The sequence below is a fragment of the Cryobacterium breve genome, assembly GCF_004402375.1.
In the GTDB taxonomy this organism is placed as follows: Bacteria; Actinomycetota; Actinomycetes; order Actinomycetales; family Microbacteriaceae; genus Cryobacterium; species Cryobacterium breve.
Window position 1 is genome coordinate 292045 of the sequence record NZ_SOGJ01000023.1, and the last position, 25313, is coordinate 317357.

Here is a 25313-nt window from a genome sequence, read left to right on the forward strand (position 1 = left end):
ACCTCGACCCAACGGAAACGGATTACTCACCATGACAAAACCCCACACGGCGGCCCGGCAGTACCTTGTCGCGCTGCGCGCCCTGATCGTGTTCACGGCGGTCCTCGGCGTGCTGTACCCGCTGGCGATCACCCTGATCGGTCAAACGGTCTTCCCTGGCCAGGCCAACGGCTCACTCGTGTCCTCCCCCACCGGAAACGTTGGATCGACCCTGATCGGTCAGGCATTCACGGACGGCAACGGCACTCCACTGCCGCGCTGGTTTCAGGGGCGTCCCTCCGCGGCCGGCGACGGCTACGACGCCGGGGCATCCGGCGGCAGCAACCTCGGCCCGGAGAATCCGGACCTGCTCACTGCGATTGAGCAGCGAAAATCGAGCATCGCCGCCTTCAACGGCGTCTTGCCCGCGGCAATACCTGCGGATGCGCTCACCACATCCGCCTCGGGACTCGACCCTCATATCAGCGCCGCAAACGCGCTCCTTCAGGCCGTGCGAGTTGCGGATGCCCGCGGGCTACCGGCTGCGGACGTCAGTGCACTCGTCGAGTCTAAGATTCAGGGACGGGACCTGGGCTTTCTGGGTGAGCCCACGGTCAACGTTTTGGAACTCAATCTCGCCCTGGCGGGCAAGGAAGGTTAAGTGGTGAAACGCGGTCGACTGCGAGTTCTGCTCGGCGCGGCTCCCGGAGTCGGCAAGACATTCGCAATGTTGGAAGAGGGCCGGCACCTGCGGGATACCGGCAAGGATGTCGTCGTCGCGGTTGTCGAGACGCATGGCCGTGCCGCCACGGCAGAGATGCTGGATGGACTGGAGCTCATTCCCCGCATCACAATCACGCATCGGGGCGTCGAATTGACGGACCTGGACCTCGGCGCCGTACTGGCCCGGAAGCCCGCCATCGCGCTGGTCGACGAGCTGGCGCATTCCAATGCCCCCGGTCTGGAATACGAGAAGCGTTGGCAGGACGTCCAGACGCTACTCGTCGCCGGCATTGATGTGATCTCGACGGTCAACATCCAGCACATCGAGTCGCTGGGCGATGTCGTGCAACAGATCACCGGTGTCACCCAGCGTGAGACCGTGCCCGACACGGTCCTGCGCGGAGCGGACCAGGTTGAGGTCGTCGATTTGGCCCCGCAGGCGCTTCGGGACCGGCTTGCCGACGGTCAGGTGTATCCGGCGGCCAGAATCGATGCCGCCCTGTCGAACTATTTCCGGCTCGGCAATCTCACGGCACTGCGCGAGCTGACGCTGCTGTGGTTGGCCGACGAGGTCGATACTGCGCTACAGAGCTACCGGGCCGAGCACGGGATCGACAGCAAGTGGGAGGCCAGGGAACGCGTCGTCGTCGCCCTGACCGGAGGACCGGAGGGTGAGACTCTGATCCGTCGGGGTGCCCGCATCGCCGGACGCGCGGCAGGCGGCGAGCTCATCGCCGTGCACGTGATCAGCCAGGATGGCTTGCGCTCGCCGCATCCGGGCGCCCTCGGGGCCCAGCGAGCACTGGTCGACAAGCTCGGCGGCAGCTACCACCAGCTCGTCGGAGACGACATTCCGCGGGCGCTGGTCGACTTTGCCCGCGCCGCAAACGCCACCCAGCTCGTTGTCGGAGTCAGTCGGCGCACCCGTTTGCGTGCTGCGCTCAGCGGCCCGGGTATCGGTTCGACCGTGGTGCGCGAATCCGGCGATATCGATGTGCATGTGGTCACGCACTCTGCCGCCGGCGGCAGGGTCGCTCTCCCGCGTCTGGGCGGCGCGCTGAGCCCCCGGCGGCGCCTGGCGGGGTTCGCCGTCGCCCTGCTGGGTGGTCCCTTGCTGACATGGCTGCTGGTCTCCCTCCGATCCTCCGAGTCGATCACCAGCGATGTCCTGAGCTATCAGCTGCTGGTGGTTTTGGTAGCCCTGACCGGCGGGCTGTGGCCGGCACTCTTCGCCGCCCTCCTGTCGGGCCTGACTCTCGACTTCTTTTTCGTCGAACCCCTGCACACAATCACGATCGCAGAGCCGCTGCACTCCTTCGCCCTTGCGCTCTATCTCGTCAATGCCGGTCTGGTCAGCTATATCGTTGACCAGGCCGCGCGTCGCACTCGGTCGGCGCAGCGGGCATCCGCCGAATCGGAACTTCTCGCCACCATCGCCGGAAGCGTCCTCCGCGGGGAGGACGCACTGCAAGCGCTGGTCACTCGCACCCGGGAAGCATTCTCGTTTACCGCGGTGCGCCTTCTCGACGGCGTCGATGTCGTCGCCGAGACCGGAGAGCCGCGCCCGACCGACCCGGTCACGACCATTCCCGTCGGCAGTCGAGCCACCCTCGAATTGCGCGGTCCGGAACGTGCGGCATCCGAGCGACGCCTGCTCAGCGTGATCGCCGCCCAGATCGACGCGGCGCTCGAACACGGCGATCTTGCCCAGACGGCCCGGAAAATCGGCCCCCTGGCCCAGGCTGACCGCATGCGCAGCGCCCTCCTCGCCGCCGTCGGCCATGACCTGCGTCGCCCCCTCTCGGCCGCGACCGCTGCGATCAGCGGCCTGCGATCCACCGACGTGACCCTGTCAGACCGGGATCGGAATGAGCTCTTCGCCACGGCGGAGGAAAGCCTCGAGTCGCTTTCGTCCCTCGTCACCAATCTGCTCGACGTCAGCCGGTTGCAGGCCGGAGCCCTCGCCGTGTCGCTCGGGCCGGTCGACCTGCCGGACGTCATACTGCCCGCCCTGGACGAGCTGGGGCTCGGCCCGTCGGCTGTCGAACTCGACCTGCCCGCCGATCTGACCGTCGTTCTGGCCGACGCAATTCTGCTCCAGCGGGTGCTGGTGAACGTGCTGGCCAACGCCATCCGTTTCGCGCCGCCGGGAACACCGGTTCGCGTCGCGGCCAGCGAGTTCGCCGGTACCGTGCAGCTCCGGGTGATGGACCGCGGACCCGGGATCCCACCGGATCGCCGGGACGACGTCTTCGTGCCGTTCCAACGCCTCGGCGACACCGACAACCTGACCGGACTCGGTCTGGGACTCGCCCTCTCCAAGGGTTTCACCGAAGGCATGGGTGGCACGCTCGACGCCGAAGACACTCCAGGAGGCGGTCTGACCATGGTGATTTCCCTCCCGGAGTTTCCGGACGCCGCCGCCGGCGGATCGCCTCACACCGCGGAGTCATCGTGAAGATCCTGATCGCCGACGACGATCCCCAGATACTGCGCGCACTCCGGATCACCCTTACCGCGCGCGGCTACGGCATCATCACTGCAGAGGACGGTACCGCCGCTCTCAACGCCGCCATCGAACACCATCCTGATCTCGTCATCCTCGACCTCGGCATGCCTCACCTCGACGGGCTCGGTGTGATCGCCGGTCTGCGGGGCTGGTCGCAGATCCCCATCCTCGTGGTCTCCGGTCGATCCGGTGCCGCAGACAAGGTCGATGCACTCGACGCCGGCGCCGACGACTATGTCACGAAACCCTTCTCGATCGATGAGCTCCTGGCCCGGATCCGGGCGCTGACCCGTCGAGCTCCCGCGACCGACGACGAACCGGTGATTTCCTTCGGCGCCATCACGGTCGACCTGTCGGCGCGGAACGTGATGCGCACGACCTCCGGGGCACGGGAGTCGGTACGCCTCACACCGACGGAGTGGCGGATCCTCGAGGTTTTGGTTCGAAACCCAGGCCGGTTGGTCACCCGTCAAACACTTCTGACCGATATCTGGGGCCCGCACCACACCAATGATTCCGGATACCTGCGCCTGTACCTGGCGCAGCTGCGCAAAAAGCTTGAGACCGATCCGGCGCACCCTCGTCATCTACTCACCGAGGCTGGCATGGGTTACCGCTTCAAACCTGCCGACTGAGCCCCGATGCATTGGAACGAGATTCCACTGGCTGGCATGTCGTTCCACCTGCAGGTGTGGTGCCCCCACCGAGCACTCCTACGGCATCCGCTGCCGAGTGTCCAGAGGGAACCGCTCCGGGCACCGCTGCCGAGGGCGCTCAGAAGTGCCCGGCGCTCGGTGGGGTGAGATCGGGCTCAACGACGCCCGGGAACGCCTTGACGGACGTCGATTGAGGCAGGTATGCCGACCCTGCCCGGGCTGGTGTCCAAGTCAGTACCAGTTGTTGGAAACGGAGTGCGCCCACGCTCCGCACGGGCTGCCGTATCCGCCCTCGATATAGCCGAGCCCCCAGGCGATCTGAGTGGTCGCGTTCGTGGCCCAGTCGGATCCGGCGGTGGCCATCTTGCTTCCAGGCAGAGCCTGAGGGATCCCGGTGGCTCCGCTGGGGTTGTAGGCCGTATACGACCAGCCGGATTCCTTGTCCCACAGCTGAACGAGGCAGGAAAACTCCGATTCGCCCCAACCATAATTCGACGCGGCCATCGCCCTCGCAGTTGCTTGGGCTTCTCCAGGCGAGTTGCCGCCGGCAGCCCCTTGCGCAGTGGGAGCTGCGTCCGCGGCACGCGCAGACTCGGCTGCGTCCGCCCGGGCGGATTCCTCAGCCTCAGCCGCAGCCTCAGCCGCCAGCCGGGAGGACTCGGCAGCGGCAACGGCCGCCTCCTCGGAGGCTATCCGGTCGACCTCGGCCACGGCCGACCGGGCCGCCTCTGACGCCGCCTGAGTCTGTTCGGTCAGCTCGATGACGGCATCCGTTTCCAAAGTCTTGTAGTCGGACAATGCGGCGACGGACGTCGCCAGCGGGGTTGAATCCACCTTGTTCGCCATGATGCCGATCACCTCTCCAGCTTCGTTGAGAGTGCTCTTCGCATGCTCATGGGCGGTCTTGGTGGCGATGACGGCATAGACGCTGAGCTGCTCGTGCCGAAGTCCGGTGCTCTCGGAAAGCTCCGTTGTGGCGGCGATGCTGGCTGAGCTGCTCACAGAGGCCTGCGCCACAGCGCCGACCCCGACGATCAGGCCGGTGAGGGCGAGCGCCGATCCGGTGCCGAGGATGAGCGACCTGGCGCGGGTGCTCTTTCGGTGGGCACCGCTCTCGCGGCGTGGGGACAGGGGCGAACGGAGTAAAGCAAAGCGCATGACTTCCAAAGGCGATGCGGGCGGATAGTCGAGATCCTCGACGCATCTTGATCGGTGGACTCGCGGCGAGCGACAACCACGCGGACGAAAACATAGAGTCTGCACGAACACACTGAACGAATCCTCACTTCGAGCTGGCAAAATCATCCGTAATCTATGAGGTCCGGGCGGACGCCGTCCGCTGCCGTTCGCCCTCAACGCGTCGATCGTCTGTATTCAGGGCCTGCTGGATGGGCATGGTCACCGCCGAGATCGGCCCCGAAGAATTCTTGGCCCGACAGCGAGCAACGATGACGGTACCGATGATTGACTGTGCACTTGGGGAATGATGAACTGCAAACGGCGCTCCATCGTCATCCTGATGATGCCCCCAACCTGGCCTTGCGGTTCTCCGCAGCACTCGCCTCGCTGCGACAAATCGAGAGGAGTTGAAATGTCATTCCAGGCATACCTTGACAACATCGAAGACAAGACCGGATTGACCCCGCGCGAGTTCATCGCGCTCGCCGAGAAGCAGGGATTCAGCGATCCCTCAACGAAAGCCGGGGTAATCGTCGATTGGCTTAAGGCGGACTTCGACCTGGGCCGCGGTCACGCCATGGCGTTGGTGCACGTTATACAGAACGGTGAAAAAATCGACGCCAGGCATGTGGGCACCGGCACTGCACACAGCGATGCATCCGACACTCTCTGGCTTGACGGGAAGCAGAACCGTTCCGCGTGACCCTCCAGAGGTGCGCGAACGAGCGCACACGACCCGAGTCTGGAAGGGGCATCCTCAAGCCCACACCATGTGCTCGATTCGACCCGTATCGGGCCGCCAAAGCGGCGACGTCGATCGCGGCGAGCTCCCCCCGACAACTCGGCCTGCGACGAATCACCGATCGTGACGGCGGATACCAAGCCTGGCGTCACTAGGCCAGACAACGCCAACGGGACAGGCTGTCACCGAGTAGCGCACGACACAGTCGCGAAGACGTTGAACGGAGGCCAGACCGGCGGCATACTGTCCGGATGGGTGGGAGTGTGGACCAACGAGAGCTACTGGCGATGCGGCTGGCGAACCAGCGCATCCATCGGACCACCGATTCGACTGCAGACAACGCGGCCGCGGTCGTTCGTCATCTGCTCGCCGTGCAGGCCCAGGATCTTCCGCAGGCAGTCTGGGCTCTCGGCCTGCGTTCCGGTGACACTCGCGCGGCGGTCGAGGCCGCGCTGGAGAACGGCGATGTTGTGCGCTCCTGGTCCATGCGCGGCACCCTCCACTTCCTGGACCCGCACGACCTGCGGTGGATGCTGCGGATATCCGGGCCCCGGATGCTCGCGCAATTCGGCACCCGCAGACACGAGCTCGGCCTCGATCAGCGCACGCTTGACCGGGCTCGGGAGGTTGCCCTTGCCGTGCTCTCTGGGGGCCAGCGGCTCGGCCGGGCGGAGTTTCAGCGCGAGCTTGAGGAGGCGGGCATCCCGATCACCGGGCAGCGCGGTTACCACCTCATCTTGCACCTGGCGATCACCGCGGTCGTGGTGTGGGGCCCGCCGCTCGCGGGCCAGCAGGCGCTTGTCCTGATCGACGAATGGGCGCCGGATGCCGGTGAGAGCCTTCCCCGCCCAGACGCCCTGAAACGCTTCCTCATGAGGTACCTCGACGGTCACGCGCCGGCGACCATCCGAGACTTCGCCTGGTGGGCGAAGGTGACGCTCACCGACGCTCGGACGGCGCTCGACGCAGTTCGCGCGGAACTCATCGAGATTCATTGCGCAGATCAGAGCTATTTCATCACCGGGCCTGCAGAACAGGCGGTCCGCTCCGCCGACCCCATCTCCGTCCCCGTGCACGCGCTGCCCGGTTTCGATGAGTACCTTCTCGGCTATCAGGACCGGTCCCAGCCGCTGCCCGCCGACATCGCGCGGCTCGTCGTGCCGGGGAAGAACGGAGTCTTTCTCCCGACGATCGTGGCCGGCGACCAGGTCGTCGGCACGTGGCGGAGAATCGTGCGGCGGGACCGGGTGGTCGTCACCGCCCAGCCGTTCGTCCCGCTTGACGACACCGTGCGGCACGCGTTTTCCGAGGCGGTCGAGCGGTACGGGGAGTTCCTCGAACTGCCGGCGACCCTGGTCTGGTCCGACAGGCCGCCACTCGGGCTGCAGTGAGAGGCGCCGAAAGCTAGGAGAAACGGCCATGCCGGACACGGTGGAGGCCTCCTCGTCGCTGGCCGACTCAGCGAGGACGGCAGGCAGGGACGGCACACCCGAGCCGACGAAGACGAACGGGACCGGGACCTTGAAGCCTCCTTGCCCGATATCTCGGAAGTCGACTTTAAGTGCAACAAGATCCGCGGATAAGGCAGCTTGGAGTTCATCGACGGCCTTCACGATGCCCATGTAGACCTCACGTGCAGGCCTCAGACCCGATCGGCAAGCATGTCTCACGCGAGCCTTGCGGACGACCGACGCCGGGACCGTGCAATGCATTCCTCCCGGTCGCCCTGGCGAGTATCCTTTGTGCATCGATATACCCTGTCCGCCACAACTCATCGCGGAGCCGCCAGAGGAGAGCACGATGCGAGCAACCAGCGACAACAACAGCAGGCTGGAGTTGGCGGAGACCGTGGCCGGGAACACCAATCGGGCGGGTTTGCGTGCCGGTGGAATGGCGTCCGTCATCGCTGGAGTCGGAGGCATAACATGGTTCACGCTCGAGCTCGTGCCACCTGCTCTAGGCTTCGATGACACGGACAACCCCGCCGTGAGCCTCGATTACCTGAGCCAGTATCCACAGTTCTACCCCCTTGCCGGGGTCGTGCTCTTCACCATGGCAATCGCATTCGTCGTGGCGAGTTTCGCAGTCTCAGATGCGCTTGCACCACGTACAAGCAGCATCACCCGCCGAACCCTGAGCGCACTTGGAATCATGTCGGCTGCGTTCCTGTTCATGCACGGAGTCATACGCGCCTCGGTGGGGCCGTTGCTCTACATTGACGGAATGAACAGCAGATGGGGTGAATCGGCTTACCTCACCATTCAGACGTTGGGAACCCACGGTTTCGCCCAAGCGAGCCTCCTCATGCTCAGTGTCTGGACCGTGGGCATCAGTGTCGCCGGTGCACGCTCCCGCGCCCTGCCCGTTTGGCTCTGCATCATGGGAGGCGTCACCGGGCTCCGGGTGGTGGCGCTCGTCGTTGGCCCATTCCTCAAGGCGGCAGGTATCGACGTGCCCGAAATACTCTGGCTTGGTTCGGTGGCCCTGATTCCGCTGGCGATGCTGTGGTGGCTGGGTCTCGGTGCGGTGCTGCTGGTCAAGTCCCGCCCTAACCGTGTGCGGAGTCCGGTCAAATCGGCTCGGTGAGCAACGTCCAGTAAATGCGTGTCAAGTCTGACTCGAGGTCCCCGAAGGTGCCATGACTCACCACTGATGACGAGGTGAATCATGGCATGCGCCTCACCGATGCCGGCTGGACTGTGAACGACGTAGTACCGACGCCCCACGTTCCCAGCAGAGACCTACCGGGATGAGCAGGCCGCCCAGCTCCACATCGAGCACACCAAGGGGTTTAGTTGAATACCATTCCGCCGTCGACCAAAATCGACTGTCCGGTGACGTAATTGGAGTCGGGTCCAGCCAGGAACGAGACGACGCCCGCGACGTCGGCCACCTCGGCGAGGCGGTCCAAGGCGATGCCCTTGGTGAACTGTTCCCACCCCCACGCCTCAGGTTTGTTGTTGTCGGCGGCCAACTTTTTCGCCAGGTTCTCCATCAGGGGTGTCCTGACGATGCCGGGGGCGAAGGTGTTGACCGTGATGCCCAGCGGGGCGAGGTCGCGAGCTGCCGTCTGGGACAGTCCCCTGATCGCGAACTTCGTCGACGAGTACAATGCCAGCCCTGGGTTGCCGATGTGACCGGCCTGGGATGCGGCACTGATGATCTTTCCACCGTGTCCGAGTTCCGTGAACGTCTTGGTGGCGGCCTGAATTCCCCAGATCACGCTGTTGTAGTTGATGGAGAAGATCGTGGCGATGCTCTCCTCGGTGATCTCCTCAAGGGGCGAGGTCGGGGCGATGCCGGCGTTGTTGATGATCACGTCGAAGCCGCCGAGTTCGGTCACGGTCTGTTCCACAGCGGCGAACACGCTGTCCTTGTCGGCAACATTGACGTGCACGGCGATTGCGCCGCCGGCCTTTCCGCCCAGCGACTCGGCGACGGCGCTCGCGGTCTCTCGGTTGAGGTCGGCGATTGCGACCTTGAAGCCGTCAGCGTGGAGTCGCTCGGCGACTCCACGCCCGATCCCCTGCCCCCCACCGGTGATGAGCGCGACTTTTCCATTGTCTGTGCGTGCCATGGCTGTACTTCCTATCTTCTGTTTCTGTTGGTTTGAGTGCAGAACTGCGGGATCGCCACCGGGTCCTCAGGCCATGATGGTCCACGGATTCTCAATCAGGCGGGTCAACGTCTGAAGGAACTGGGCGGCCAAGGCCCCGTCGATGATCCGGTGGTCGGCGGAGAGTGTGTAGCGCATCCGGTGCCGAGGCAGGATCGCGTCATCCACGACAACGGCCTCGTGGGACAAGCCGCCGACGGCCAGGATCGCCCCTTCGGGTGGATTGATGATGGCCGTGAACTGGTCGACGCCGAACATGCCGAGGTTGCTGAGCGTGAACGTGCCACCTGACATCTGGGCTGGCGTGAGCTTCTTGGCATTGGCCAGCCCGACCAGCGCTTTGGCCTCAGTGCCGAGCTGGCTAACCGATTTCTGGTCCGCATCCTCGATCACCGGCACCACTAAGCCTGCAGCCCCGGCGACGGCCAGACCCACGTTGACGCGGTGGTGCACGAGCATCTCACCGCTCGCGTCGTCGATGTACGAGGCGTTAATCAGCGGATGCTCCCGCAACGCCAGTGCGCTCGCCCGGATGAGCAAGTCGTTGACGCTGACCTTCGGTCGACCGGCCGCGACCAACTGAGCGTTGAGGTCCCTGCGCAACAGCACGAGATTCTCGGCGTCCGCGGTCGCGGTGACGGAGAAATGCGGAATGGTGCGGGCGCTCTCGCTGAGGCGGCGAGCGATGAGACGACGCAGGCTGCTGAGTGGAACACCCTCCGAGCAGCGCCTATCGATAGTGGTGGCCACGGTATCTTTGGGCTCGAACACAGGTGCGGCCACGACGGCACCGGCTGGTATGGTGGCACGCTCAGCCTGTGTGGCCAGCACGTTGAGCGTGTCCACACGGACAATCCGACCACCGGGGCCGGTGCCGTGCACGTGACTCAGGTCGAGGTGGTGCTCGCGAGCGAGCTTGCGCACGAGCGGGGACGCGAACAGTCGCGGGCCCTCCGTGGAGGTATCGCTTGCCTTCTCGGCCGGGGCCGTGGCATCGGGCGCCGCCCCCTGGACTGTCGGCGCTGCGCCAGGCACCGAGGCAGCAGCCACGTCAGCGACAGGCACGGCTGTAGCAGTAGGTGCCGAAATAGGCGTCATCGGCTCAACCGCGGTCGTCGGGCTACCGTCATCCAGTAGCGCGATGGGTGCGCCGATCGCGACCTGCTCTCCCGGGGGTACGAGCTGCTTCGCCAACGTTCCGGCGTCGAAGGCCTCGTACTCCATGGTGGCCTTGTCAGTCTCGATCTCCACGAGGATGTCGCCCACCTCGACCCTGTCGCCGGGCTGTTTGTGCCACATCGCAATCGCGCCTTCCGTCATGGTGTCGGAGAGGCGTGGCATTGTGATTTCGATCATGACTTGTTCTCCATCAATGTGCGCCGGCCGACGGCGTCGAGGGTCTGCCGGATGGCGCCGATGACGTCGTCCGCAGACGGCAAAGCGGCAGTCTCCAGCGGTTTCGAGTACGGCATCGGCACCTCGGCCATGGCAACCCGGCGAACCGGTGCGTCCAAGTAGTCGAAGCCACCGTCGGAGATCGTCGCAGCGATCTCGGCGCCGATTCCGTAGGTGAGCCAGTCGTCCTCGAGTACGACGGCCGCGTGGGTCTTCTTCACGGACTCCACCACGGTCTTCCGGTCGAGAGGGCGCAAGCTCCGGAGGTCGATGACCTCGATGTCGAGTCCATCGGACTCAGCGAGTTCCTCAGCGACACGGGCAGCCACGTATGCCATGCGCGAGTAGCCGATCAGGGTGATGTCGGCACCACGTCTGGTGACGGCGGCCTTGCCGATCTCGGCCGGGATGTCCTCGTCGGGAACCTCGCCCGTGGTGTTGTACAGCGATAGATTCTCCAAGAAGAGCACCGGATCGTCGTCGCGAATGGCCGCCAGCATCATCGCCTTGGCGTCGGCAGGGGTGCTCGGGGCAACGACCTTCATCCCGGGCACGAAGGCGTAGAACAATTCGATGTTCTGCGAGTGGGTGGCACCGAGCTGTTGGCCACCGCCGCCCGGGGTGCGGATGACCAGGGGAACGCGCGCCTGCCCGCCGAACATGCCGTAGATCTTTGCGGCGTGGTTGACGATCTGATCGAGCGCAAGGAGGCTGAAGTTGATCGTCATGATCTCCACGACCGGGCGGAGCCCCAGCATCGCGGCACCGATCGCGGCGCCGGTGAAGCCCTCCTCGGCGATCGCGGTGTCGCGTACCCGCTTCTCGCCAAATTCATCGAGCAGCCCGGCGGTGATCTTGTAGGCACCGTCGAACAGGCCGATCTCCTCACCCATCAAGAAAACATCGGCATTGCGGTGCATCTCGGATCGCAGCGCGTCACGCAGTGCCTGCCGATAGGTCATGACGCTCATCGGGTGACCTCCGATTGCAGGAATGGTGCCGGCTCAAAGAGGGGCTGCCCGGGCAACCTGTGGGAATCGTTGGCCACGGGCGTGGCGTAGGTGTAGTCGAACAGGGTCGAGACGTGCGGGAACGGACTCGCCTCGGCGAAGGCCGCGGCAGCGGTGGCTCTGTTGATCGCATCGTCGTTGATGACGGTGATCTCCGTCTCGGTCAGCAGTCCGTTGTCGACCAGATGGGCGGCAAACGTGACCAGTGGGTCGCGTTCCTTGGTCAGCGCGATCGCCTCGGCGCCCCGGTACTTGCCGGGGTCGACCACGGAGTGCCCGCGCAGCCGTTCGGTCATGACTTCGAGCAGGAACGGCTTGCCAGCGCGTGCCACCGCCGCGGCCCGCTGAGCGCCCTCGAACACGGCGACGGGGTCAATGCCGTCCACCCGTTCGGCCTCCATCCGATAAGAGGATGCGCGCTTGTACAGTTCGGGTTCGGCCGAGGACTTGTCGACCGTCGTAGCCATCCCCAATCGGTTGTTGATGACGACGTAGACGATGGGGAGGCTCCAGAGCGCCGCGATGTTGAGTGACTCGTGGAAGGCGCCGATGTTCGTGGTGCCATCGCCCATCGTGCACATGACGATCTCGTCCACGCCGCGGTAGTCGATGGCGAGAGCCGCTCCGGTGGCCAACGGGATCTGGCCTCCGACGATTCCGTAGCCGCCGAGCATTCGCTTCTCAAGGTCAAACATGTGCATGGAGCCGCCCCAACCTTTGGAGACGCCGTCCGACCGGCCGAAGAGCTCAGCCATCACGCGTTCGGGTTCGATTCCCCGGGTCAGCGCGTAGCCGTGTTCGCGATAGTTGGTGAAGAGGTAGTCGGTGGGTCGCAAAGCCGCCATCAAGCCAACGACAGCGGCTTCCTCGCCCAGATTGAGGTGGCAATAGCCGCCGATCAAGGCCTGGGTGTAGGCGCGGGCCGCTCGCTCCTCGAAGCGACGGATGAACACCATCTGCCGGTAGAAATCGACGGCGCGCTCCCCTGCGACGGTGTCGGTCTCTGCACCGGTCCCCACGGGGTACTCCGTCTCTGCAGTAAAGGGCTTGCCCCGGTGGGCACCGGAGTTTGGGGGCATCACGGTAGTTCGCTGTCGCGTAGCCATAGCGAAATTCCCTTCTCGGCCTTCGTGAGGTCGCGGTTGAGGCGTCGAATAGAATTAATGAAACGACAGAGTATCATTCTACATCGACGGGTACCCTCGTTGTACAGCGTCACCGACGAACCGAAGGACACAGTGGAAACCGCGCACCCAGGCCTCGAACGAAAGCGTGGCCGCCCGACCGAGGCCGGTCGCATCGAGCGACAGGAACAGATTCTTGATGCCGCCTTGCCGATCTTCCTTGAACACGGCTACGGCAATGCGACGGTGGACCGGATCGCCGTGTCCGCTCGAGTGACAAAACGCACGATCTACAGCTACTTCGGCAACAAAGACGGCGTCTTCACCGAAATGCACCGCCGCCTGGCCGCGACCGTCAGCGGCGCTGCACTCGATCCCGACAGCCTGGAGACGCTGGCCACACGCATCGTCCTCGCGCTGCACTCCGCACGGATGATCGGCCTGCACCGCCTGGTCATTGCCGAGTCCCTGCGCTTTCCCGATCTTGCCCGCACGCTGCACGACAACGGGGACATGCGGCACGTCGCCCGGCTAGCCGAGCACATCGAACTCGAACACGGCGAAGGGGCCGCAGATCGGGGTGAAGCGCTCTATTCTTTGCTGCTGGGCGAGGACTACCGGCGGCGCCTGCTCGGGCTTCTAGATCCGATCACGGCTGATTCCGCCGCCACACACGCCCATTCCGCGCTTGAGTTCCTCGGGCTCACCACCACCGCGAAGCGCTGAATCGTGAACCTCCGAATCAAGCGCATCTACGACGACGCTGCCGACGGCGATGGATGCCGCATCCTTGTTGACCGACTATGGCCGCGCGGTGTCACGAAAGAGCGGGCCAATTTGGACGTCTGGCTAAAGGAGATCGCCCCGTCCCCGGCCCTTCGCACGTGGTGGAAGCACGACCCGAAGCGCCAAGCCGAGTTCGCCATCCGCTATCGCGCCGAACTCGACGGCAACCCGGTTACCATGCAGGCCGTGACCGAGCTGCGCGAGCTCGCGGCGCTGGGCGGCACCTCGACCCTGCTCTACGGCGCCAAGGATCCCAAGGTCAATCACGCCCAGATCCTGGCCGACTACCTGGGGGCCACCCTCGGCTCACGGCCCGTTCATACATGACTGCCGCGCCACCGACCGCATTCTGGACTCTTGGGCATGAGAGTAGATCCCGGTCGCGGGGTGGCGCCATGACGGGCGGCGTTCCACAACACTGAACCCCCCTGCTCGGACCCCCATTCCTCGACCTTCAAAATCGTCGGACCAAGACCGTCTCGGCCGGCGCAGGAACGCCCGCGCCACCTGGGAACCGGCCCATTTACCGCGGGGCTGACCAGGTCGAGGAGGAGGTGCACTACAGCTCGGTCACTGTCAGGACATTCGGCGGACTGTCGGGGGCAGGGATGCCCCTGCGGGTGCGCCGGGCGGCTACAGTGTCGGCACTGTAGAGAATGCGGGGCGGCCATTGGCATCTTTATGCTCGACCTGCCAGGGGGCAGGGCTGGATCTCGGCACGGTGAGTGACGTGGAAGATAGGTCAGGCCGTGGCGCTCCTGGTCAGCTGCCGAAGAATATCCACGGGACTCCCATGACGCTTAAAAAGGATAACTGTGCTAACAATTAGAGTTGTCCCCAATGACCCGAGCACACGTTGAACGGAAATCCCAAAGCAGATCGAAACCACAGGCGCGACCCACCGGAATCAGCCGGACGCGGACGTCTGAGCGAGGAACCCCGCATGACCGAATCCCCCCGCAAGCGCCCGGTGCGATTGCTTCACCACGACGCCGCCGAGCGTCCCTTCATCGTCATCTGGGAGGTCACCCGAGCTTGTCAACTGGTCTGCACCCACTGTCGCGCCGACGCTATCCGCAGCCGAAACCCGTTCGAGCTCAGCACCAAACAGGGCAAGGAGCTGCTCGACGACCTGGCGGCGTTTGGTTCGCCGCGTCCACTCATCGTGCTTACCGGCGGCGACCCCTTCGAACGGCCCGACCTGCCCGAGCTCGTCGCCCACGGCACGGGGCTTGGGCTGAGCATGGCCCTCTCCCCCTCGGTGACTCCGAAGCTGACCCGCGAGGTGCTGGTCGAGCTTCACGATGCCGGTGCGAAGGCCATCTCGCTCTCGCTGGATGGGGCGACCGCCGGCACCCACGATGCGTTCCGTGGCGTGAACGGCGTATTCGACGACACCATGGACGCGGCCCGGATGGTGCGCGAGGTCGGCTACCGGCTGCAAATCAACACCACGGTCACCGCCGCCAACGTGCGCGAGCTGCCCTCCATTCTCAAGACCGTGCTCGAGCTCGGCACAACGCTCTGGAGCATCTTCTTCCTAGTACCGACCGGGCGCGGCAAGCTACTGCAGGCGCTTGGTGCCGATGAGGTCGAAGAGGTGCTGCACTGGATGCACGACGTGTCCGACCTCGTGGCCATCAAGGCAACCGAGGCGCCGCACTACCGTCGCATCGCGATCCAGCGGGCCGGCGTGGCCGACCTCGACGTTGTCTTCCCGGTGGGCCCACTGCGAGCCGAGCTGCGGCGGGACACTGCCGAGCTCCTTACCGGAGACGAGCCGAAACGGCGCGCCGCCCGGGCTCCGATTGACGTCAATTCCGGCCGCGGCTTCGCCTTCGTCGACCATGTCGGCCTGGTCTACCCGAGCGGTTTCCTGCCGGTCTCGGTGGGCTGCGTTCGCGACCAGCCGTTCTCGGAGATCTACCGGGACGCCGAGCTGCTGCAGGACCTACGCTCGCCAGACAAGTTCGGCGACCGGTGCGGCCGCTGCGAGTTCCGCACGGTCTGCGGTGGGTCACGGTCGCACGCCTACGCCGTCACCGGCGACCCGCTCGCGGCCGACCCCAGCTGTGCCTATGAGCCAACGATGCCGGTCGAGCGGGTCGAAACTCACTGACCGACTGACGCCAACAGAACCATGCCCGGCCGATCTCTCGGCCGGGCATTTTTCATGCGGGTTTGTCGGAGCAGGTCAGGGTAGGTTGTGCTTGCCGCCAACCCACTGCAGGGCACCGATCAGGGCCACGCCGACCCCGGCCATCCCCACGAACATGCCGAGCATCATCCAGAAAAGCAGCGGTTCCAAGCCGCCGACGATGGCATCAGTGCGCACAATGGTGCCCACGAGAAAGCCGAAGATCGGCGCGAACAGGCCGATGAACGATCCCACGAGCATCAGGCGGATGCACCGGGTGCGATGCGCTGGTGAGGCCGGGCGGTTCTTCTCGAGCAGGAGGCCGCTCACGAGGGGCTCCCGACCGGCATGGTTGCGGGAACCGAAGCGGACATCTTGTTGAGGAACGGCCCGATGATGTCCATCGGCAGCGGAAAGACCACGGTGGAGTTGTGGTCCGCTCCGAGCTCGAGCAGGGTCTGCAGGTAACGCAGTTGCAGCGATGCCGGGTTGCGGCTGAGGATCTCGGCGGCCTGGCCGAGCTCCTCCGAAGCCTGCAGTTCGCCGTGCGCGTTGATGATCTTTGCACGGCGATCACGCTCGGCCTCAGCCTCTCGGGCCATGGCTCGTTGCATCGCCTGCGGAATCTCCACATCCTTGATCTCGACGACCTTTACCCGGACGCCCCACGGTTCGGTCTGGGCGTTTATGTTCCGGGCCAGATCCTCGTTGAGGTCCGCACGATGCGCCAGCAGGGTGTCCAGGTCGGCGCGGCCCACCACCGATCGCAGCGTGGTCTGCGCCATCTGCGACGTGGCCATGGCGTGGTTCTCCACGCCCATCACCGACAGGACCGGGTCGGTCACCTGAAACAGCACGACGGCGTTCACCCGGGCCGGCACGTTGTCCTTGGTGATGACGTCCTGTGGCGGGATGGTGAGGGTCACGATCCGCAGGTCGACCCGCACCATGCTGTCGATGCCGAGGAACACGATCTGCACACCCGGCTGGCGGATCGGGCGGAGCCGCCCGAATCTGAACGACACCCCGCGTTCGTATTCCTGCAGCACCTTGAACGAGGCCGCCAGCCAAATCAGGAACAGGCCCACCACAACGAGGGCAAATATTATGATCGCCATCAGCGGTTCTCCTCGCGGTTCCAGTCGGGATCCGCACCGATGCGGCCAGGCCCGGCTTCCATTTCCAGTTCGGCCCAGCGGGCAGAAAACGATGAAGACACTGAATTTCCTTTCGGTTCAACGGGCTCCGGCGCAAGCCGATGTCCGGTCTTTCTGATGGCGCCGTAGCCGCGGGCGCCTTCCGACTGGCGAGCGGCCTCTCTCGTGGCGATGCTCTCGTCGAGACTCTCGTGTCGCAGGTGCTCGGGAAACCCGGCCGGGCTGCGCCACAGGTGCGACCAGAGCGGCCAACTGCCCGCTGCGATGATGATGGCCGCGGCCGCAAGGATCACGAGCTCGACGCCGGTTCGCCGCTGCAGCATCGTGGCCAGTGGCCACGCCAGACCGAGTACCACGACGGCACAGGCGATACCACGATGAAATCGCTCAGCTTCCGAGCTCGGCCACGGATCGATGTTGCGGGAGACCTGGCGGCCGGTGTCAGACGTGGTGCAAATGTCTTTCACCGGGCAGGGGTTGCAGACCGTGGGGCTGGCCTGATATCGCGTGACCCGGTTGTCCGGGTCAAAGGAGATCGGCCACAACCACTGGTCTTCCGAGCATTTCCACGCGTCGTGGTCTTCGTGGTAGCTGAAAGCCCCCGCTCGCGCGGCGGTCGTAGTGGTGGCGGTTCGCCGCGCGAGTAGATCCAGGACGTGCGCCACGATCAGCAGAAAGCCGCCATAGACGAGCGCGAACCAGACCTCCGAATTGACTTCCTGCATTAGAGGCCGTTCGCCGGGCGGTCCCGGTCGGGCTCCGGTGCCGCCTGAATGCTCGACCGAGCATCCGAGGCATACCCCAGAGTCGGCTCTGTGTTGGACGCGGTGACGGGTGCCGATAGTTGGGCCTCAACGAACAGGGCCTCCATAGGCACATCTTGGGTGCTGCCCTTGATGCGGTAGCGCACACCGAGCCAGGCGATCCAGACGAACGGCATGACACCACCGACGATGAAGAGAACGTCACCGGGCAGGCGCAACCACTCAAGCACGGCGTTACCAGGTTCAGTGATGAAGTTCAGGCTGCGCGCCTCAAAGTAGCCGTCGTTGATGGAGTGCCACAGCTGGATGACGCCGAGCGGCAGCAGAGTCGCGAAGGTCATCCAGGCCAAGCCGAGATTCAGGCACCAGAACGATAGCTTTGCGAGCCGATCCGGCCAGCGCTCAGGTGGAATCAGGTAGCGAAGGGCGAACAGCGCCAGTCCGACCCCGAGCATCCCGTAGACCCCCATCATGGCCGCGTGGGCGTGGTTGGCCGTTAGGGCTGTGCCGATCTCGTAATAGGAGATGATCGGCAGGTTGATCAGGAAGCCGAAGACGCCCGCACCCAGGAAGTTCCAGAACCCGACAGCCACCAGAAACATGACCGCCCAGCGGTGCGGGAACGGGGCCGAGCTGCGGGACTCCTGTCGGGCACCGAGCTGCAAGAAACTCCACGCCTCGATGGTCAGGAAGGTCAGCGGGATCACCTCGAGAGCGGAAAAGAACGCCCCAAGCGCCATGTGCTCCACGGGGGTTCCTGAGAAGTACAGGTGGTGCATGGTGCCAAGGATCCCGCCGGCGGAATAGAGGATGACGTCAAGGAGGATGATCTGCATGGCGATCTTGTGCTTGACCACGCCGAGCATCACGAAGATGTACGCGACCATGACCGTCGTGAACAACTCCAGGAAGTCCTCGACCCAAAGGTGCACCACCCAGAAGCGCCAGAATTCAGCCACGCTCAGATGTACCTCGGTGCCGGCCAGCATCCCGACCGCGTAGAACGCTGGAATCGCCAGACCAGAGTAGAAGAACAGCCATGGCAGGTTGAAGCGGTGTTCAGACTTGAGCCGAGCCCGGATGCCGCGGTAAATAATGACGATCCACAGGGTCAGGCCCACGACGAGCATGCCCTGCCAGACCTTGGGCAGATCGATGTACTCCCACTGCATGCCCCAGAAGATCGAGTCCTTGGCCGCTTCGACGCCGAACACGCTCATCGCCTCACCGACGAAGGAGCCGGCGATCACGACGGCGAGAGCTCCGAGCAGCGCGTAAGCGAGCCAGTGCTGGCGCTTGGGCTCCCGGCCGGATATATACGGCGCGAGAAAGATGCCCGCGGCCAAGAACGATGCGGCCGTCCAGAGCAGCGAGAGCTGCACGTGCCAAGTGCGGGCAAGGTTGAACGGCAGGACCTGGGCCAAGTCAATTCCGAAGAAGCTGGTGAGGTCCACCCGGTAGTGCTCGATTGCCGCTCCCAGGAACGCCTGGGCGAGAAACATCAAAGCGACAACGAAGAAGAACCAGGCCGTGGCGGACTGTGCCGGGGTCACCTTCACCTCTCCCGGCTGCCGGAACGACAACGCCGGGGTCTCTTCCCCGTGCTGCCAGCCCATCTTTTTGCTCCACCGGCCATACAGGCCGAAAAGTGCGCCGAGGGCGACGAGCAGCGAGATGAGTGACAGTGCGCTCCACACAATGATGTCAGCGGTCGGCGCGTTGTCCACAAGCGGTTCGGCGGGCCAGTTATTCGAGTACGAGTAGTCGTGTCCCGGCCGTTCAGCGGCGGAGGCCCAGGCGGTCCAGGCGAAGAACGCCGTGAGCTCATGCACCTCGGCCTCGTCGGTGATCGCGTAGGGGATCAGCCCGTACTGCGTCGTCGGAGCTCCGAAGTAGTCAGCGTAATGCTGAGTGATCTCGTCGAACGCTTCAATCTGTAGGTCGGTGAAGACCAGATCGCCCGAGGTGGCGTCGTAGCGATTGGTGCGCATCATCTCGACGAGTTCACCCTGGGGGTCCTGCACTCCGGAGGCGGTTAGGGCCTCGAGCACAAATTCGGAGGACCGGCGCAGATAGTCTGCCGTGTAGTCCGGGCCCAGATATCCTCCGTGGCCCATAATCGAGCCGTACTGCTGCAACCCGCGACCGGCGAAGATCTGCTGGCCGTCGGTGATCTCTGCGCCGGTGAAGACGACCTCGCCCTGCGAGTCGACCACCTGCTGGGGCTGCGGCATCGAGTCGGTGTATGTCCTCAGGGCGAGGAATCCCATGACGGCGAACCCGAAGACCATGACCAGGGCAACGCCCTGAACCCACCCCTTGGAGACCATCAACTCCGATCGCACATGTTTTACCTTGGATCGTATTCGGACCACGGATGGGCCCCTTTCCTGTTGCCTGACAATTCCCCGAATGGGGTACAGCATCGTGTCAAGGCTAGTGGGTATAAAGGACTATCGTGCTTTCTAATCGCATTTTTGCTTGACGACGATGAAGGCTCCCCCTGATCTCCCCAGTGACATGAAGGAAATGAGAGCTAGAACAACTGCAGACCGAACTCACCGGCGTGACCGTCGTTCGCGCCGGAATCAGTGGCGTCGCCACCGCCTACTTTCTGCACCGCAGCAACGGTGCTGGGGTTCAGATCACCGTGGTGACGGCACTGCCCGAGGATCTCGGTCTGGGCGGCGCGGCCCGAGGCCTGTACGCGCGGCCCGAGGCCTGTACGCGCGGACGGGAAAATCTTCGGCGTTCAGGACAACGACTCCATCGCTGCCTAGGGCAGTACCTCGAGGACGCCGCGGGCACCCTTCTCGGCATCCGACATGATGTGGCTGACGAAGGGGTAGTGACCAGCCTCGGTGAAGTCAAGCTCCACAAAGCCGCCCTGCGCCACGGCAAGGTCGAGTACCTGAGCACCGCCGGTTCCGGTGCTGCCGCCTTCTGTCAGCGAGTAGTCGCCTTCTTTGAAGACGGTGTGGAACTGACCGCCGACGACGTGGAAGGCGCTGCCCACGTTCGGCCCGGCATCCAGCACCCAGATCCGCACACGCTCGCCCACTTTGGCCTGGAGTGGGCGGGCGGCGTACTGGTTGGCGTAACCGTTGAAGACCACCAGGTCCGGCGTCTGCGACTCAACCTTGGCCGCGTCCGCCTCGCCACCCCTGGCACCGAGGTACAGTTCGGACTGTACGACGAGGTACTCGCGATCGACCTCGGCCAGGCCGGGAGGGTCGATGATGACGGCGCCGAACATCCCGTTGGCGATATGCATTGACATGGGCATTGTGGAGCAGTGATACAACCAGATGCCGGACCGGGTAGCGGTGAACGTGTAGACAAGGCTTTCGCCGGGCTGAATGGTGCGCATCACGTCGTCCGGCGCAATGGAACCGGCGTGGAAGTCGATGGAATGACCCATTGTTCCCTTGTTCACCAAGGTGATCTCGAACACGTCACCCACCTTTCCGCGCAGGGTGGGGCCGGGCACGGCACCGTCGAAGGTCCATAGCGTCTGGGTGACGCCCGGGGCCACTTCGGTCTGAACATCCCGCACGACCAGGGTGCGTTCGTGCACGGTGGCGGATGTGGCGGGCGGCAACGTCGCATCCCTTGCCTCAAAATCGGTGCCGGGCTCGGCCATCGGGTCGAGGTCCTCCGCAGCGGAGGTCTCGCCGGCGACCAGCCCTCGGTCGGAGTCGTCGGTGGACATGCCTTCCCTGTCGTGCATCGCCGTGCTGTCGCTGTCGCCGGCCGTGGCGGAATCGCCCGATGCTCCACCGACAGCGACGATACTGATCTCCATACCGAGCAATCGGTGGCCGGCGATCGAACACCAGCCTTCGATGCTCGCACCGATCACACCAAGGGCCACACTTTCACTCGCTCCCGCGGCGATCGACCCGGACACCACACCGGATTCGAGCACCAAGTTGTGCGCCATGTCGTCACTATTGGTGAGGGTGATCACGAGCTCGTCGCCCACGGGAACTTCGATGCGGTCAGGCACGAACCGGGTGTCCACCATGTCCACGGCGACCGTGGTGGTGTGCCCGGTGCTCGCGGCACCGGATGTCCCGGCCGGGGTTCCCGTGGCGAGGCCAAGCGATGTCGGGTCGGCGACGATGCCGACGGTCATCGTGAGTAGCAAAACGCCCGCGGCCGCGAGCATCCGCCCGGTCTGGCGCGGCCTAGCGGCAGGTAGTGCACGCTCCCCCGGAGCGATGCGCACCAGCGGGAGGGCACGCACCCGCCTGTTGGTGAACAGTGCGCGGGTGAAATACACCAGGAAGCTGGTGAGGGTGACCACGATCAGCATCGAGAGGATCACCTTGAGGATGCTCGAGACCGGAAGCAGCGACAGGACGAGAGCACCGTTGACGACCAGAACCCGGAATAGACCGCCCCGGTCGAGCTCGGCCGCAGTGGCCTTGATCGCGGCTGGACCGCCGCCGAGCACCACCGGGATCAGGTGGGAGAGGGCACCGAGCACAACCTGAGCGGCGAAGCCGGCAGTGAAGTAGGGCACCAGGGTTTCGACGCCGGAGGCCGCGATGGTCCAACTAGGGGCGAGGGCTACCTGCAGCCCGAAGCCGAGGGTGCAAAGCGCGAACCAGACCTGCGAGGCGCCGAGGCTCCAAGCGGCGAACGTGAGGGCGGGCGCATGACGGAGCTGGCCGACCGCCTCCCAGAGCACCCGGCCAAGGCCGGCCAAATAGATGAGGATGCCGAGCGATGCGATCAGTCGCAGGTCAGCCGCGCAACCAACCATGACGAGGACGAGGCCTCCGAGGAGCACCGACAGGGTATGACCGGCGGCTACGGTGGCACCCTCGATCCGGGTGTGCAGCACCGTGGGCCACAGGAGTGCACTCGTGCCGATCACGGTAAGCCCCACCCAGCCGAGCAGGTTGAGGGCCAGGTGGCCGATGAAGAGGCGTTCGTAGGCCTCACCGCCTCCGTCGAGCCGGGCCATCAGGATGCCCAGGACTACGCCGGCCGCCAGCGCAACCGCGCTGGCCACGTAGTAGCGCACGAGCGGGGCGAACCGGCCGGGCATCGCTCCGTGCGACTGCGACACGATTACGACGGCGTGGGCCAGCGCGTTCAGACCCACCGCGATGCCGCCGACCAGCACGAGTGGGAAGGTGTCGAGGACCATGCCCGTCATCACAGTCAGGGCGCCCACTGTGTGCACGGTCAGGCGGAGCCCGAGCGACAGCTTGTTGCCGAAGGCCTTGCGTCGCAGCAGGGTGTCAGCGAAGTGCTGGCTCCAAATCAGGATAGCGGTGCTCACGGCACCGAGCAGAAGGATGTGCACCATCAGCCAACCGGCCGCGGGCGTTATGCGGTGCAGGAAAATGGCGACCACCGTGGCGGCTAACCAGGCGGGCACCAGGATGCCTGAGATTATGTTCCTGCGTCTTATTTTCACGGCTGCGACCCTTTCAGGAGCGATGATGACGCGGTGGTGGGATCGGTTGGCACAGTGGATTTCTTCGGCGTGGCGGGCCCGCGCGGCACGCTCCGGGCCGGTTGTGCGGTGTTGCCGAGCAGCACCGAAACGACAGCGATCACGACGAACAGGAGCACCGCGACGATGTTGAACACCCCACCCCACTGCACCAGCGCCGGCAAGCCGTAGGCATCGCCGAATAACACCCGGGCCAGCAGCGAGAGGTGTAGCAGCACCGCCGGTAGGTACATGATCGGACGGTACGGCAGCGGTCGCCGCAGTACTGCCGGCAGGATGGTGGGCGCGTGCGCCATGATCATCGACACCACGAATCCAAGGAATACCGCGTGCATCATGGCGTCGTAGCCGGGGCCGGAGTACACCGGGCCCTGCAGCAACCAGATGCCGCCGACAACAACCAGCCAGCCGTATCCGGCCAGCAGACAGCTAGCCATGAAACGGGGCAATCCGGTGGAACGCACCATTCGGGTGGCGATGTCGTGATTGAACAACCAGACCACCAGCGCGAGCATCCCGGCGCCCAGCAGGGGGTGGCCGGCGACCGGCCAGATCAGGGCCACGACGGCGCCGAAGCAGAGGGCCAGGCCGATGCCGAGCATCCACGATTCGGCCCGATGGTCGACAGTGGGCGAAATGCGGGAGAGCTCGAGGCGCTCTCCGGCGATGGTGAGCACGAGATAAAGAATGAGCAGCGGTGCGATCTGCGGGATGCCGATTCCGCGCAGCCAGAAGACCGTGGCCATCAGACCAGCCAGCGCGCCGAGCACCTGGACACCAGTGGAGATCGCCGCCTGCTTGCGCCAAATCTCGGCGTAAATGGCCAGTAACATGACACAGCCGCCGATCAGGGCGCACTGACCCACGATCACGGGCAGCGGAGAGATGAGTGCGATGCCGCCGGTACCGAGTAGGCCGGGCGAGAGGTAGGCCCAACCACGTCGCACGGCCACGGCTCGCTCGAGCACCACAACGGTGCCGACGAAGCCGAAGACCATCAGCGGGCCGTGCACCTCGGTCAAGCGCCTGCTGTCGACCGGGGCGGCCAGGCCGAGCAGCTGCAGGGCGCCGTTGAGACCGGCGAGCAGTGCGATGCCGCCCAGTAGCAGAAAGAGAAGTCGCCCGGAGACGTTAGGCCGCACCGTCGCCCCGGTGCCGCGCGCGGCGCTGCCGGCGCGGCGAAGTGGACTAAGGGTGTTCATCGACGAAATCAGGTCGGGCTGACGCTGGGCTTAGCTAGCGCGCGTGAGGCGAATGGTCCAGGTTTCAGGACCGTTCTCGAGGTAGGAGATGAGGAACTCGCCGGGGCGGTTGCTCTCGAGCTGGCCGAGCAGTGGCAACGGATTGTGTGACGCGACCAGATCGAGGGCGAAACCAGGCTTGATGGAGCCGAGGGCACCGAAAATTGCCGCGTGCCGGATTGCATGCGGGATCGGGCGGGAATCTAAGACGATGTTGCCAGTGTCTTCGTGACCGCAAGCGCAGGCATGTCCGTCTGGAGCCGTAATGGTTGCCTCGGCATCGACGGCACCGGGGCGGCTGGAGGACAGGCTGATCGGTTCGACGGTCATGGTTTTCTCCTTCTGGCCGGGTCGGATGACCCTCAGGAATTACTTTAGATGATATGTATCCTTTTAACCAAGACGATCGCCCGGTGGTGAATGCCGGAGTCGGAATCGAGCGGTGGAAAAGAGGATCAAGTGGCAACCAGGGTGTGCGCGAAATCCGAGCTTGGGCTCGGCGAGGCAATCAGGGTAATGGTCGACGGCGTGGCGATAGCCCTGGTAATAGACAGTGTCGGCAATTGCTTCGCGCTCGGCGACATGTGCTCGCACGCCGACATTTCCCTGTCGGACGGCTTCGTGGAAGGCGACGAACTGGAGTGTTGGGCTCACGGCGGCCGGTTCGAACTCTCCACCGGTCGGGCCCGAACTCTGCCGGCGTCCGAACCGGTTCCGGTCTACCAGGTCACGATAGTGGACGGTGACGTCTACGTCGACGTAAACAACCAGGTCGACATGTCGGCCTACCGGGCCTCGAGCTAGGTTCTGCTCACACTCGAT

The 25313-nt window shown here is 64.7% G+C and carries 22 protein-coding genes; 10 read left to right on the forward strand and 12 right to left on the reverse strand.

The window, feature by feature from the left end:
* Positions 1 to 31 precede the first annotated feature (31 nt).
* From kdpC to E3O65_RS11325, 3 genes are read left to right on the forward strand one after another with little or no spacing between them, the layout of a single operon-like run.
* A complete protein-coding gene (gene kdpC, locus E3O65_RS11315; protein ID WP_134363816.1) occupies positions 32 to 640 on the forward strand; it encodes a potassium-transporting ATPase subunit KdpC in 609 nt (202 codons plus the stop codon).
* A 3-nt stretch (positions 641 to 643) separates the two neighbouring features.
* Entirely contained in the window at positions 644 to 3160 is a 2517-nt protein-coding gene (locus tag E3O65_RS11320) for a DUF4118 domain-containing protein (protein WP_134364106.1), read from the forward strand.
* The gene (locus E3O65_RS11325; RefSeq protein WP_134363817.1) at positions 3157 to 3846 is read left to right on the forward strand and encodes a response regulator; all 690 of its coding nucleotides are present in this window, start codon (positions 3157 to 3159) and stop codon (positions 3844 to 3846) included. The genes E3O65_RS11320 and E3O65_RS11325 overlap by 4 nt, the downstream gene beginning before the upstream one ends.
* 252 nt (positions 3847 to 4098) lie before the next feature.
* On the opposite strand, the gene E3O65_RS11330 is transcribed toward E3O65_RS11325, so the two are convergent.
* On the reverse strand, positions 4099 to 5025 hold the full coding sequence (locus tag E3O65_RS11330) for an aggregation-promoting factor C-terminal-like domain-containing protein (protein ID WP_134363818.1): 927 nt from the start codon (positions 5023 to 5025) through the stop codon (positions 4099 to 4101).
* A 433-nt stretch (positions 5026 to 5458) separates the two neighbouring features.
* On the opposite strand from E3O65_RS11330, the gene E3O65_RS11335 reads away from it, so the two are divergent.
* From E3O65_RS11335 to E3O65_RS11350, 3 genes are all read left to right on the forward strand, one after another.
* Positions 5459 to 5749 (forward strand): DUF4287 domain-containing protein, encoded by a 291-nt coding sequence (locus tag E3O65_RS11335; RefSeq protein ID WP_134363819.1) that lies wholly within the window; start codon positions 5459 to 5461, stop codon positions 5747 to 5749.
* Positions 5750 to 6039: 290 nt separating this feature from the next.
* Positions 6040 to 7179 carry a winged helix DNA-binding domain-containing protein gene (locus E3O65_RS11345; protein WP_134363820.1) on the forward strand — a complete coding sequence of 380 codons (1140 nt, stop codon included), beginning with the start codon at positions 6040 to 6042 and terminating at the stop codon, positions 7177 to 7179.
* 409 nt (positions 7180 to 7588) lie between these two features.
* Positions 7589 to 8374 carry a hypothetical protein gene (locus E3O65_RS11350; protein ID WP_134363821.1) on the forward strand — a complete coding sequence of 262 codons (786 nt, stop codon included), beginning with the start codon at positions 7589 to 7591 and terminating at the stop codon, positions 8372 to 8374.
* A 205-nt stretch (positions 8375 to 8579) separates the two neighbouring features.
* Here E3O65_RS11350 and E3O65_RS11355 read toward each other — a convergent pair whose 3' ends face one another.
* The 4 genes from E3O65_RS11355 to pdhA form a co-directional block, all read right to left on the reverse strand.
* Positions 8580 to 9365: a (S)-acetoin forming diacetyl reductase gene (locus tag E3O65_RS11355; RefSeq protein WP_134363822.1), complete on the reverse strand. Its 786-nt coding sequence runs from the start codon at positions 9363 to 9365 to the stop codon at positions 8580 to 8582.
* A 66-nt stretch (positions 9366 to 9431) separates the two neighbouring features.
* Complete coding sequence (locus E3O65_RS11360) at positions 9432 to 10760, reverse strand: dihydrolipoamide acetyltransferase family protein (protein ID WP_134363823.1); 1329 nt, start codon at positions 10758 to 10760, stop codon at positions 9432 to 9434.
* On the reverse strand, positions 10757 to 11770 hold the full coding sequence (locus tag E3O65_RS11365; protein WP_134363824.1) for an alpha-ketoacid dehydrogenase subunit beta: 1014 nt from the start codon (positions 11768 to 11770) through the stop codon (positions 10757 to 10759). Before E3O65_RS11365 ends, E3O65_RS11360 begins: the two co-directional genes overlap by 4 nt.
* On the reverse strand, positions 11767 to 12828 hold the full coding sequence (gene pdhA / locus E3O65_RS11370) for a pyruvate dehydrogenase (acetyl-transferring) E1 component subunit alpha (protein ID WP_241985584.1): 1062 nt from the start codon (positions 12826 to 12828) through the stop codon (positions 11767 to 11769). Before pdhA ends, E3O65_RS11365 begins: the two co-directional genes overlap by 4 nt.
* A gap of 144 nt (positions 12829 to 12972) precedes the next feature.
* Here pdhA and E3O65_RS11375 point away from each other — a divergent pair, with 144 nt between their 5' ends.
* The 3 genes from E3O65_RS11375 to E3O65_RS11385 all read left to right on the forward strand — a co-directional run bounded on the left by E3O65_RS11375 (position 12973) and on the right by E3O65_RS11385 (position 15838).
* Positions 12973 to 13659, forward strand: coding sequence for a TetR/AcrR family transcriptional regulator (locus E3O65_RS11375; RefSeq protein WP_134363825.1), 687 nt, complete (start codon positions 12973 to 12975; stop codon positions 13657 to 13659).
* Between the two features lie 3 nt (positions 13660 to 13662).
* Positions 13663 to 14046 carry a DUF488 domain-containing protein gene (locus tag E3O65_RS11380; protein WP_134363826.1) on the forward strand — a complete coding sequence of 128 codons (384 nt, stop codon included), beginning with the start codon at positions 13663 to 13665 and terminating at the stop codon, positions 14044 to 14046.
* Between the two features lie 616 nt (positions 14047 to 14662).
* On the forward strand, positions 14663 to 15838 hold the full coding sequence (locus E3O65_RS11385; protein ID WP_134363827.1) for a TIGR04053 family radical SAM/SPASM domain-containing protein: 1176 nt from the start codon (positions 14663 to 14665) through the stop codon (positions 15836 to 15838).
* Between the two features lie 75 nt (positions 15839 to 15913).
* On the opposite strand, the gene E3O65_RS11390 is transcribed toward E3O65_RS11385, so the two are convergent.
* From E3O65_RS11390 to E3O65_RS11420, 7 genes are all read right to left on the reverse strand, one after another.
* Positions 15914 to 16186, reverse strand: coding sequence for a hypothetical protein (locus tag E3O65_RS11390; protein ID WP_134363828.1), 273 nt, complete (start codon positions 16184 to 16186; stop codon positions 15914 to 15916).
* The gene (locus tag E3O65_RS11395; RefSeq protein WP_134363829.1) at positions 16183 to 16974 is read right to left on the reverse strand and encodes a slipin family protein; all 792 of its coding nucleotides are present in this window, start codon (positions 16972 to 16974) and stop codon (positions 16183 to 16185) included. Before E3O65_RS11395 ends, E3O65_RS11390 begins: the two co-directional genes overlap by 4 nt.
* Positions 16974 to 17738, reverse strand: a complete 765-nt coding sequence (locus E3O65_RS11400) for a hypothetical protein (RefSeq protein ID WP_134363830.1) — start codon at positions 17736 to 17738, stop codon at positions 16974 to 16976. The genes E3O65_RS11395 and E3O65_RS11400 overlap by 1 nt, the downstream gene beginning before the upstream one ends.
* Positions 17738 to 20122, reverse strand: coding sequence for a nitric-oxide reductase large subunit (locus tag E3O65_RS11405; RefSeq protein ID WP_241985583.1), 2385 nt, complete (start codon positions 20120 to 20122; stop codon positions 17738 to 17740). The genes E3O65_RS11400 and E3O65_RS11405 overlap by 1 nt, the downstream gene beginning before the upstream one ends.
* Before the next feature lie 431 nt (positions 20123 to 20553).
* Positions 20554 to 23172, reverse strand: coding sequence for a multicopper oxidase domain-containing protein (locus tag E3O65_RS11410; protein ID WP_241985582.1), 2619 nt, complete (start codon positions 23170 to 23172; stop codon positions 20554 to 20556).
* Positions 23173 to 23207: 35 nt separating this feature from the next.
* The gene (locus tag E3O65_RS11415; protein WP_174722298.1) at positions 23208 to 24452 is read right to left on the reverse strand and encodes a hypothetical protein; all 1245 of its coding nucleotides are present in this window, start codon (positions 24450 to 24452) and stop codon (positions 23208 to 23210) included.
* Between the two features lie 30 nt (positions 24453 to 24482).
* Positions 24483 to 24821 (reverse strand): DUF2249 domain-containing protein, encoded by a 339-nt coding sequence (locus tag E3O65_RS11420; protein WP_134363833.1) that lies wholly within the window; start codon positions 24819 to 24821, stop codon positions 24483 to 24485.
* Positions 24822 to 24950: 129 nt separating this feature from the next.
* Here E3O65_RS11420 and E3O65_RS11425 point away from each other — a divergent pair, with 129 nt between their 5' ends.
* Positions 24951 to 25295, forward strand: a complete 345-nt coding sequence (locus tag E3O65_RS11425; RefSeq protein WP_277870389.1) for a non-heme iron oxygenase ferredoxin subunit — start codon at positions 24951 to 24953, stop codon at positions 25293 to 25295.
* Positions 25296 to 25313 lie beyond the last annotated feature (18 nt).

Bases quoted from the DNA above. Each gene is read 5' to 3' on its own strand.
- kdpC (WP_134363816.1), top strand. From the start codon at position 32: ATGACAAAACCCCACACGGCGGCCCGGCAGTACCTTGTCGCGCTGCGC.
- E3O65_RS11330 (WP_134363818.1), bottom strand. From the start codon at position 5,025: ATGCGCTTTGCTTTACTCCGTTCGCCCCTGTCCCCACGCCGCGAGAGC.
- E3O65_RS11335 (WP_134363819.1), top strand. From the start codon at position 5,459: ATGTCATTCCAGGCATACCTTGACAACATCGAAGACAAGACCGGATTG.
- E3O65_RS11345 (WP_134363820.1), top strand. From the start codon at position 6,040: ATGGGTGGGAGTGTGGACCAACGAGAGCTACTGGCGATGCGGCTGGCG.
- E3O65_RS11350 (WP_134363821.1), top strand. From the start codon at position 7,589: ATGCGAGCAACCAGCGACAACAACAGCAGGCTGGAGTTGGCGGAGACC.
- E3O65_RS11355 (WP_134363822.1), bottom strand. From the start codon at position 9,365: ATGGCACGCACAGACAATGGAAAAGTCGCGCTCATCACCGGTGGGGGG.
- E3O65_RS11360 (WP_134363823.1), bottom strand. From the start codon at position 10,760: ATGATCGAAATCACAATGCCACGCCTCTCCGACACCATGACGGAAGGC.
- E3O65_RS11365 (WP_134363824.1), bottom strand. From the start codon at position 11,770: ATGAGCGTCATGACCTATCGGCAGGCACTGCGTGACGCGCTGCGATCC.
- E3O65_RS11375 (WP_134363825.1), top strand. From the start codon at position 12,973: ATGAAACGACAGAGTATCATTCTACATCGACGGGTACCCTCGTTGTAC.
- E3O65_RS11385 (WP_134363827.1), top strand. From the start codon at position 14,663: ATGACCGAATCCCCCCGCAAGCGCCCGGTGCGATTGCTTCACCACGAC.
- E3O65_RS11395 (WP_134363829.1), bottom strand. From the start codon at position 16,974: ATGGCGATCATAATATTTGCCCTCGTTGTGGTGGGCCTGTTCCTGATT.
- E3O65_RS11400 (WP_134363830.1), bottom strand. From the start codon at position 17,738: ATGCAGGAAGTCAATTCGGAGGTCTGGTTCGCGCTCGTCTATGGCGGC.
- E3O65_RS11415 (WP_174722298.1), bottom strand. From the start codon at position 24,452: ATGAACACCCTTAGTCCACTTCGCCGCGCCGGCAGCGCCGCGCGCGGC.
- E3O65_RS11420 (WP_134363833.1), bottom strand. From the start codon at position 24,821: ATGACCGTCGAACCGATCAGCCTGTCCTCCAGCCGCCCCGGTGCCGTC.